Origin of the sequence: Halomonas sp. ND22Bw, from assembly GCF_003011945.1 — a bacterium.
In the GTDB taxonomy this organism is placed as follows: Bacteria; Pseudomonadota; Gammaproteobacteria; order Pseudomonadales; family Halomonadaceae; genus Halomonas; species Halomonas halophila.
In genome coordinates this window covers 1-397 of the sequence record NZ_PXWD01000266.1, presented here as the reverse complement: position 1 = coordinate 397, position 397 = coordinate 1, and the positions used below count along the sequence as shown (strand labels likewise).

The 397-nt window shown below is 59.9% G+C and carries 1 protein-coding gene; it reads left to right on the top strand.

All coding sequences use genetic code 11. The features are described from left to right. Positions 1-268: hypothetical protein (locus CVH10_RS25780; RefSeq protein ID WP_219924777.1), on the top strand; the 268-nt coding region annotated here is incomplete at its 5' end. Between the last annotated feature and the right edge of the window lie 129 nt (positions 269-397).

Genomic DNA, 397 nt, shown 5'->3' with positions numbered 1-397 from the left:
CGAGCAGCATCTCGCAGAGCTGCGCACAGACAAAGAAACTGCAATCGCCACCGACTCCGCGTCGTGGGTGATCACCAACTTCGACGCCCAAATTCACGCGTTCACGGACGTCATCTCGTCGATGGACGCAATGCTTGCCGACCTGCCCGCAGACCAACGCGCGGTCATCGACAACGCCTCCCGCGAACTGAGGAAAGCGAGGACCGCAGCTGCCTTCATACCGCTCGAGTCCGTAACCACCCACACGAACGAGGACGAACAACGATGACTGCCGATGACCGTGACATACGAACCCAACGGCTCATCGCCTCCCCTCGACGTGACAGCGCTGACAAACAACGCAGAACGCTGACAGTCATCGCCGACCTCTCATCCGCTGGCGAACGCATCAACATCC